A 9,381-nucleotide genomic window follows, 5' to 3' on the forward strand; every position below is an offset into this window, starting at 1 on the left:
GTTTTTTATTGCCTGTAAATATCTGTTCGCAAAATAATTAGAGTGACAGGACAAAAGGCTATAGCTTTTTGAACAGCGCTTGCGCTGGCCCCAATGCATCTTCAGCCCGGATTATGACGCAGGTTTCCAGTGCGGGACTTGAAGGCTGATAATTAGCCCATGAGGCTGCGCGTTACGGGCATCCACTTTACCTTCATGGGCCAACATCACTTTACGGGTGATAGCCAGCCCAAGGCCATAGCCTTTGCCTGACAGCGGCGATTTCACGCGCACGAACGGGTCAAAGATACTCGAAAGCTTATCCTCTTCCACACCCGGCCCCTGATCGGCCACTTCAATCTGCAAATACTGCTCAATCTGTGCCAGTGAAACACTGATAGTTTGCCTGCGGGCCGAAAAGCGCAGCGCATTACGCACCACGTTATCTACCGCACGACGCATCAGTTCAGCATTGCCTTTTACCGTGTAATCCAGGTTATCCGGAGACGGGGGATACATCGCAATTTCAACACCCGGCAACTGCGCTTCATAGCGCGCATCGTTAACCACGGCTTCCACCAGCCCGTAGAGATCAAAGTACTCTTCATCAGGAATTTCACTGCTTTCGGTGCGCGATAACGCCAGCAGTTCGCCGATCATTTTATCCAGCCTCCCCGCCTCGTGTTCTATGCGGCTCAGGGAGCTTTCGACGTTCGACGGATTCTGCCGCGCCAGACCGATGGCCAGTTGCAAGCGCGCCAGCGGGGAGCGCAGTTCGTGCGAGACATCATGCAACAGCTCTTCCCGCGCCCTGACCAGCACTTGCAGGCGTTCAGCCATCGAGTCGAAATCGCGCGCCACTTCGGACAACTCATCGTGCCGCTTACCCATGCTGCTAAACAGACGTACCGATAAATCGCCTTGCGCCACCCGATCAAAAGCTTTACGCATTTGCAGCATCGGCCGTGTCAGGTTCCACGCCAGAACGGCACTGAACAGCAACCCGCCAAGCCCGCCCAGCCACAACAATGGCGGTGGCATATTCAGCAGTTCGCGGTGGTGCTTTCGTGGCCGGTATTCATCCATCAGCCCCGCCACGTCATAACGCAGACGGTAACCCTGGCCGTCGGGCCCCTGCACAAACTCCACCACTTCATGCGGCGTTTTTCCGGGCTCAAGCTCCTGCATGCTGCTACCTTTTGCCGGCAGCAAAGACGGTGACACCGAAAAGAACTGCCGGTCATCTTGCGGCCAGTCAGCAATCATGGCATTCAGTGCAGGCATACCGCCGGAATGCAGCGTGGACACAGCCGAAGTAATTTGAAGTTTCACAAACCGGCGGGCAATACCACTTTCCGGCGGTTCATGCGGATTGTAGAAAGCAAAAACCACCCAGAGCCCCTGAGCGATTGCCACGAAAGTAAACCAGAAACCCAGCAATATTTTCCAGAACAACCTGCCGCGCAGTCGTTTAGCGGATTCGATAGCCAATGCTGCGCACCGTTTCAATAGTCAGCATATCGCCACCTTCAAGTGACCCCAGTTTCTGGCGGATGTTACTGATATGCACATCAATACTGCGGTCATACGCTTCACGCGGACGCCCGAGACCTTTTTCCGACAATTCATCTTTGGAGACCACACGTTCAGGCGAACGCAACAGTAATTCCAGCAGGTTGAACTCAGAAGCGGTCAGATCGAAGGGCACGCCGCGCCATTCACTGCTCCGGGTCGCCGGATTCAGCGTCAGATCACCATAGTTGACCGAGGACGTATCAGCGTGTGATTGCTGCTGTTCTTCCACACGACGCAATACAGCACGCAAACGTGCCACCAGTTCACGTGGATAGCACGGTTTCGGCATATAATCATCCGCCCCCATTTCCAGGCCGATGACGCGATCAATGTTGTCCCCTTTCGCGGTCAGCATGATGATCGGCAGCCGGCTGTTTTTACGCACCTGACGCAATACATCAATACCGCTCATGTCTGGCAGCATAATATCCAGGATCATCGCGGTGTATTCGCCAGACATCGCACCTTCCACACCCGCTTTACCGGTCAGCACCAGAGACGCATCAAAACCTTCTGCAATCAGGTATTCACTGAGCATGGTGCCTAATTCAAGGTCGTCATCGACTAATAAAATTTTCATTGTTCATTTCCGCCTGGCTAAAATTTTGGTCATTTTTACCACTAAGCCAGCCATTCGCAGCCGCTTTTACTCTAATTTTACATTCAACAGCTGAATATAGAATTAAACATTAAAGACCCCAGTGGATAAATAACGGTCACCGCGATCACAAATAATCGCCACTATCACGCTGCCCGGATGGCTTCTGGCCACGCGCAACGCACCCGCTACCGCGCCGCCGGAACTCACCCCACAGAAGATACCTTCCGACCGCGCCAGCGCCCGCATGGTATCTTCTGCTTCGTTTTGTCCCATATCCATCACTTCATCGACCAGTTCCGGATTGAAAATGCCCGGCAGATAGGCCTGCGGCCAGCGGCGTATACCGGGAATACTGCTGCCTTCAGAAGGTTGCAACCCGACAATCCTGACGCCAGCATGCTGGCTGCGCAGATAACGGCTGACACCGGTAATGGTGCCGGTGGTGCCCATGCTGGACACAAAATGGGTGATCCGTCCGTGCGTCTGTTGCCAGATTTCAGGGCCTGTTGTCGTGAAATGCGCGAGCGGATTATCAGGGTTATTAAACTGATCCAGCACTTTCCCCTGCCCCTGTTTTTCCATTTCCAAAGCAAGATCGCGCGCGCCTTCCATGCCCTGCGCACGACTGACCAGCAACAGTTCGGCACCATACGCCCGCATCGATGCCTGACGTTCGAGACTCATATTCTCCGGCATCAGCAATTTCAGCTTGTAGCCTTTGAGTGCAGCAATCATCGCCAGCGCAATCCCGGTATTTCCGCTTGTGGCTTCAATCAGCGTATCACCAGGGCGAATTTCACCCCGTTTTTCCGCCTGCTCAATCATAAACAGTGCGGCACGATCTTTTACCGATCCGGCAGGATTATTCCCTTCCAGCTTAACCCAAATCTCGCTGTCCAGGCCCTGCGTCAGACGCTGTAATCTCACCAGAGGGGTATTGCCGATGTAATGTTCGAGCGTACTCACGGGCCCGCCTTATATTAAAAAGTTATATCTGCCGATAAAAAATACATAAACAGATATCAGACGATAAAAAGGGCGGCCCGATGACCGCCCTGAGAAAAATTCTGATCAAAAAATATCAGGCACTCTTCGCTAACGCAACGGGTTGCAGAGGCTGGTCGCCCGCATACAGACGGCCATTCAGCCCGCCGACATAGAACCGATCGCCGCGCTGAGGTGCGCTGTTACCGTGTGTTTCGGAAAGCACAACCGAAAGCGGTTCGTCGTGCCAGCCCTCGGCCTGCACGATAAGCTGCCAGAAATGGCCACGCGGGCTGACTTCGAGCACCTTCACCGGCAACGGGCAACGCGCTGTACTGTGCGGCGTAATTTCCATTTCCCATGGACGCAGGAATAAGTCGACTGCGCCCTGATGCAGCGGCGGGTTATCCAGCGGCCAGTGGTATGCACCGACGTACAGCTGAGAGCCCCGGATTTCACCGCTGATCTTGTTGACTTCACCCATGAATTCCAGCACGAAACGGGTTGCCGGTTCACGCCAGATTTCCTGCGGTGCGCCGACCTGTTCGATATTGCCCTGGCTCATTACCACCACACGATCAGCCACTTCCATGGCTTCTTCCTGATCGTGCGTCACGAACACGCTGGTAAATTTCAGTTCTTCATGTAACTGCCGCAGCCAGCGGCGCAACTCTTTACGCACCTGTGCATCCAGTGCACCAAAGGGTTCATCGAGCAGCAGAATTTGCGGTTCAACCGCCAGCGCACGCGCCAGTGCCACACGTTGTTTCTGACCACCGGAAAGTTGTGCCGGATAACGGTTTGCCAGATGGCCTAACTGCACCATTTCCAGCAATTTAGTGACTTTCTGTTTGATCGCACCGGCATCCGGACGCTCGCGGCGCGGCAACACCGTCAGACCAAACGCGATATTATCGAACACGGTCATATGACGGAACAGCGCGTAATGCTGGAATACAAAACCGACCTGACGATCGCGGGCATGAAGGCGCGTCACGTCTTTGCCGTGGAAGCTCAGGTGGCCGGCGTTTTGATTTTCCAGCCCGGCGATAATACGCAGCAGCGTGGTTTTACCTGAACCGGAAGGCCCGAGCAGCGCAACCATCTCTCCGGAAGCAATATCGAGCGAGATATCATTGAGCACCTTAGTGCGGCCAAAATATTTGTTGATACCGTTAATTTCAATGCTCATGACTTCCCTCCCGCTCAAGACGGTCATTGTGGCGCTTCAGACGCCATTGCAGGCCGCTTTTCAGAAATAATGTGACAATTGCCATCAGGGTTAACAGCGCAGCGGCAGTAAACGCGCCTGCAGTGTTGTAATCCTGATGCAGTAATTCGACTTGTAGAGGCAGCGTGTAGGTTTCGCCACGGATAGAACCGGACACTACCGATACTGCGCCAAACTCCCCAATGGCGCGGGCGTTGGTCAGCACCACACCGTATAACAATGCCCAGCGGATATTCGGTAATGTCACGCGGCGGAACATCTGCCAGCCTGACGCCCCCAGCAACACTGCCGCTTCATCTTCATGACTGCCCTGGCTTAACATCACCGGCACCAGCTCACGGATAACAAACGGACAGGTGACAAATACTGTCACCATCACCATACCCGGCCAGGCGAACATAAACTGAATATTATGGGCATCCAGCCAGCCGCCAATCGGACCGTTGGTGCCGTAAAACAGCAGATACAATAGCCCTGCCACCACCGGCGACACCGCGAACGGAATGTCGATAAGCGTCAGTAACAGCTGACGTCCCGGAAAATTAAAGCGGGCCACCAGCCAGGCCAGCAGTGTGCCGAAAATCAGGTTAACCGGCACGGTGATCAGCGCCATCAGCACCGTCAGCCAGATGGAGTGCAACATGTCAGTGTCAGACAGGTTCTTCCACACGGCAGCAAGGCCGTCGGAAACCGCGAGTACGAAAATGCTAATCATCGGGATCAGCAACAACAGAACACAAATCAGCACACCGGTGCCGATCAGTGACCATTTGACCCAGTCAATACGCTGGCGCTTTTCGCCTGCAAAAGCCGGAACATCAGACATTACTGGCCTCCCAGACGACGGCCATAACGGCTCTGTAAGGTATTAATCGCAAACAACAGCAGCAACGATGCCGCGAGGATCACCGAAGCGATGGCGCTGGCTGCCGGGTAATCAAATTCCTGTAAGCGAATAAAAATCATCAGTGAGGTCACTTCGGTTTTCCACGCAATGTTACCGGCGATGAAAATGACCGCGCCGAATTCTCCCAGACTGCGGGTAAAGGACAACGCCGTACCCGCCAGAAGCGATGGCATCACTTCGGGCAACACCACACGACGGAAGCTCTGCCAGCGCGATGCACCCAGTGTTTCAGCGGCTTCTTCATATTCCGGGCCTAATTCTTCCAGCACCGGTTGCACGGTACGAACCACAAACGGGATGCTGGTAAATGCCATCGCCACGGCAATACCCAGCCAGGTATACGCTACTTTGATATCAAAATGCGCCAGCCACTGACCGTAAAAACCGGTGGTAGAAAACAATCCTGCCAGCGTTAAACCGGCCACGGCCGTCGGCAGGGCAAACGGTAAATCCATCAGACCATCCACCAGGCTTTTACCGGGGAACTCATAACGGGTCAGGATCCATGCCATCAGCATGCCGAAGAAACAGTTAAAAATACTCGCCACACCTGCCGCCAGCAGCGTCACTTTATAGGCCGCCACCACCTGACCGTTGGTGATGACATCCCAATATTGCGCCAGTGTCATTTGTGACAACTGCATCACCAGCGCACTCAGCGGCAGCAACAGCACGAGGCACACGAACAACAAACTGCTGCCGAGGCTCAGGGTAAATCCGGGTAATACGCGTTTGCTCGACAACAACATTACTTGTGACCTTGCGCTAACAGTTTGTCCAGCTCACCGCCGGTACTGAAATGGGTTTCCATCACTTGTGGCCAGCCACCGAACTGATCTTCAACTTTGAACAATTTAGTTGCCGGGAACTGCTCTTTCGCTGCCGCCATTGCTGTTTTGTCATACACACGGTAGTTAAAACTGGTGATGATTTTCTGCGCCTGCGGGCTCCACAAATAATTCAGATAATCTTTTGCAGCTTTCTCTGTGCCATTTTTCTCGACATTTTTATCCACCCAGGCGACCGGGAACTCCGCCAGGATATCCACCTTCGGAACAATGACTTCGTATTTATCATCACCGTACTGCTTACGGATGTTGTTCACTTCCGATTCGAAACTGATCAGTACATCACCCAGTCCGCGTTCGACAAAAGTGGTGGTGGCGCCACGGCCGCCGGTATCAAATACCTGCACGTTTTTCAGGAAACTCGCCATCTTTTCGCGGGTCTGCGCCTGGTTTTTATTATCCTCCAGATTGAAGGCGCCCCAGGCACCGAGATAGGTATAACGGCCATTACCGGAGGTTTTAGGATTCGGGAAAATCAGGCTCACGCCCGGACGCGCTAAATCGTCCCAGCTGTGAATATTTTTTGGATTGCCCTTGCGCACCAGAAACGCCATGGTTGAATAGAACGGCGAACTGTTATTAGGCAGACGGCTTTGCCAGTTGGCCGGGATCAGATTGCCACGGTCATGCAAAATCTGCACATCCGTCACCTGATTGTAAGTGACCACATCGGCCTTAAGTCCCTGCAAAATGGCCAGTGCCTGCTTGGACGAACCGGCATGCGACTGTTTGATATCGAGTTTGTCGCCATTATTTTGGTCCGCCCACTGTTTCTGAAAAGGCGGGTTCAATGCGGCAAACAGTTCACGGGAGACATCATAAGAGCTGTTGAGCAATTCAGTGGCCGAAGCCGCCCCGCTGGCCAGCAACACTGCCGCGACAGATCCTTTAAGCAGGCTGCCTGTAAACCACGCTTTAACAAATCCCGTTTCTGTTTTCATGCTCAGCCTTTGGTGAATTCATCGATTTGCGATACGCATATGAACCGCTCAATATTACACAGTGTATTTATAACTGAGGGTCAGGCTGTAACGGTTTTATATACCATTTGGTGATTTCCAAGCATGAAAAGCTATAAGACGTTAACAAACGCGAAGGGAATAACAGGAGGGACAGAAACAGCGCGTTCGCAACGGAACGCGCCGGGAGGTGTTAAAGCGCTAACAGGCGGGTCAGGGAGGGGGCAAAATAATAGCTGCCGGTCACCGGACGGGTGAAGCGCAGCATAGCATCGCGTTTGCCATCAAGATCGCCAAACATGCTCAGCAGTTGTTTCTCAATATTCCACAAACGGGCGCAATAGCTGATGAAATACAAGCCGTGTTCACCACTGGCCGTACCGTAAGGCAGGCTCTGGCGCAGGATTTTCAGGCCCTTGCCGTCTTCTTTCAGATCAACGCGGCTGACGTGGGAGGTGGCCGGACGGGTTTCTGAATCCAGCTCTTCATCCGTTTCTTTAGTACGCCCTATCACTTCTTCCTGTTGTTGCACAGTGAAGCGTTCCCATTGCACCAGATTATGTTTCCAGCGCTGGACCATCACGTAACTGCCACCGGCATCGACGCTACCCTCAGGGATAATGGCCACCTGAGCGCGGGCTTCTGCTTTCGGGTTTTCAGTGCCGTCGACAAAACCACTGAGGTCACGTTCTTCCAGCGCACGGAATCCGTGAGTTTCTTCTTCGACAGTGATTGAACTGCCGAATGCTTTTAATGCCGCCTGTGCCAGCGCAAAATTCACGTCATGACGCAGCGACTGAATATGCAGCAACATATCACGCTGCGTCGCCGGTGCCAGCCCGTTGCCCAGCGGCTCGAAAGGTTTCAGTTCTTCTGCACCCTGATTGCCGGATAAATCACGCCATACATCGTTGCCAAAGGCAATGACCGCACCAGGATGTTCTGCGGGAAATTTTTTCTGCATGTCTTCCAGTACGGCCACAAATGCACGGCAGCCCTGCCGGAGCGCATCCAGGTCACCCTGAGCTTTCGCTTCGATGTAAATCGCGAAACGGCAATGTTCGGGTAAAATGCCGCTCTGAACCTGAGTCATTTTCTCATCCTCGTTAATTTGACCGGCGACATCATACCGGATGTCAATAAAAATGCCTTGCGCGAAGGCAAGGCATTGAGGGCTTTTTAAACACAGATTCCCGTTTTATTGCGCGTTATTCGCCGGATTAGCACGCCAGATGATTTTGCTGACCTTCCAGTCTTTCAGGGCATCATCCGAAGGCATCAGCGAATCCGGACCATGCCAGATACCGCTGAACACATAGGTTACATGAGCACTTTGCGGCGCTTTACACTCGACGTTTTCGGCATCATCCCCTTCGCCTTTGACGCAGACATCGAAGGCCTTGCTGTAAAGGGTGCTGAAAGGTGTGCCGATTTTGACCCCCCATTCACTTTCAACTTTCGGATCCACCACATCAACGCGTTGCACATTGCCTTTCGGCTCACCGCTGATGGACATTTTCACGTCTTTGCCGTCCATCGCCTGGTAGAAACTCAGCATTTTTCCATCGCTCATCGACATCCCACTGCGCAGGGTATAGTCGCCGTCCAGCGCGTCTTTAACGGCTGTTTCTGTCAGCGGTGTGCTGCTGGTTATTCCGCCCACGCCTTTATCGCTGACTGTCAGGCTGCTGCCAAACCAGTTAAGCGGATTCATACCCGACCAGGAAATATCTGGCCACGACATGTTAGACAGTGATGAACAGCCCGTAAGAATTAACGGCAGCGCCAGCAACATCGGGCGAACCCGTATGCGAACAGTCATTCGGTACACTCCTTGACTCCCCGTTCCCGTCGGCCGGTGCGGCCTGGCGGATAAACCGGCAGTGAAATTATTGTTTATTTATGCATGAGGGTTTAGCGCCAGTTCGAGTACTTTTCTGGTTAAAAAGTTCATCCCCGAATGGAATATGCATCAGGCCAGACGGCGCGTGGCATCAAAACAGGCGCGCAGACGGCGGCTCATGAGCCAGTAAGCCAGCGCCGCTGCATCCAGCAAGGCCAGCACGATATCCACGCCGGAAATCGTATCTGTACTTTGCCATAACCCCAGCCCCTGCAAGGCAAATGTGACAAACATGCCAGCCAGCAGCAACCAGTAACCAGCCTGCCAGATACGCGGCCATACATGACGACGCCCGCTGAGTAAAAACAACAGCGCGGGTGGCAATCCGAGTAACATTCCGGACCAGAAATTTTGCGACTCAGGATAAAACAACGCCAACAGGTCACTGCCCTGC

Annotated in this window: 10 protein-coding genes; all 10 read right to left on the reverse strand. The window is 53.4% G+C overall.

What is annotated here, in order from left to right; all coding sequences use genetic code 11:
• Positions 1–111: 111 nt before the first annotated feature.
• Positions 112–1,470 carry an ATP-binding protein gene (locus J1785_RS06995; RefSeq protein WP_217219110.1) on the reverse strand — a complete coding sequence of 453 codons (1,359 nt, stop codon included), beginning with the start codon at positions 1,468–1,470 and terminating at the stop codon, positions 112–114.
• Positions 1,451–2,134 carry a response regulator transcription factor gene (locus tag J1785_RS07000; protein WP_129952196.1) on the reverse strand — a complete coding sequence of 228 codons (684 nt, stop codon included), beginning with the start codon at positions 2,132–2,134 and terminating at the stop codon, positions 1,451–1,453. Before J1785_RS07000 ends, J1785_RS06995 begins: the two co-directional genes overlap by 20 nt.
• Positions 2,135–2,236: 102 nt before the next feature.
• Complete coding sequence (gene cysM, locus J1785_RS07005) at positions 2,237–3,121, reverse strand: cysteine synthase CysM (RefSeq protein WP_129952195.1); 885 nt, start codon at positions 3,119–3,121, stop codon at positions 2,237–2,239.
• A 115-nt stretch (positions 3,122–3,236) separates the two neighbouring features.
• A complete protein-coding gene (cysA, locus tag J1785_RS07010; RefSeq protein WP_129952194.1) occupies positions 3,237–4,331 on the reverse strand; it encodes a sulfate/thiosulfate ABC transporter ATP-binding protein CysA in 1,095 nt (364 codons plus the stop codon).
• A complete protein-coding gene (gene cysW, locus J1785_RS07015) occupies positions 4,321–5,196 on the reverse strand; it encodes a sulfate/thiosulfate ABC transporter permease CysW (protein WP_129952193.1) in 876 nt (291 codons plus the stop codon). The genes cysA and cysW overlap by 11 nt, the downstream gene beginning before the upstream one ends.
• Positions 5,196–6,026: a sulfate/thiosulfate ABC transporter permease CysT gene (gene cysT, locus J1785_RS07020; RefSeq protein WP_129952192.1), complete on the reverse strand. Its 831-nt coding sequence runs from the start codon at positions 6,024–6,026 to the stop codon at positions 5,196–5,198. The genes cysW and cysT overlap by 1 nt, the downstream gene beginning before the upstream one ends.
• Positions 6,026–7,066: a sulfate ABC transporter substrate-binding protein gene (locus J1785_RS07025; RefSeq protein WP_129952191.1), complete on the reverse strand. Its 1,041-nt coding sequence runs from the start codon at positions 7,064–7,066 to the stop codon at positions 6,026–6,028. The genes cysT and J1785_RS07025 overlap by 1 nt, the downstream gene beginning before the upstream one ends.
• Positions 7,067–7,277: 211 nt before the next feature.
• Complete coding sequence (locus J1785_RS07030) at positions 7,278–8,177, reverse strand: Dyp-type peroxidase (protein ID WP_217219111.1); 900 nt, start codon at positions 8,175–8,177, stop codon at positions 7,278–7,280.
• Between the two features lie 105 nt (positions 8,178–8,282).
• The gene (locus tag J1785_RS07035) at positions 8,283–8,906 is read right to left on the reverse strand and encodes an RpoE-regulated lipoprotein (RefSeq protein ID WP_217138982.1); all 624 of its coding nucleotides are present in this window, start codon (positions 8,904–8,906) and stop codon (positions 8,283–8,285) included.
• Positions 8,907–9,056: 150 nt separating this feature from the next.
• Positions 9,057–9,381: DUF2919 family protein (locus J1785_RS07040; protein ID WP_217219112.1), on the reverse strand; the 325-nt coding region annotated here is incomplete at its 5' end.

It is taken from the genome of Rahnella perminowiae, from assembly GCF_019049755.1.
Classification (GTDB): domain Bacteria; phylum Pseudomonadota; class Gammaproteobacteria; order Enterobacterales; family Enterobacteriaceae; genus Rahnella; species Rahnella perminowiae.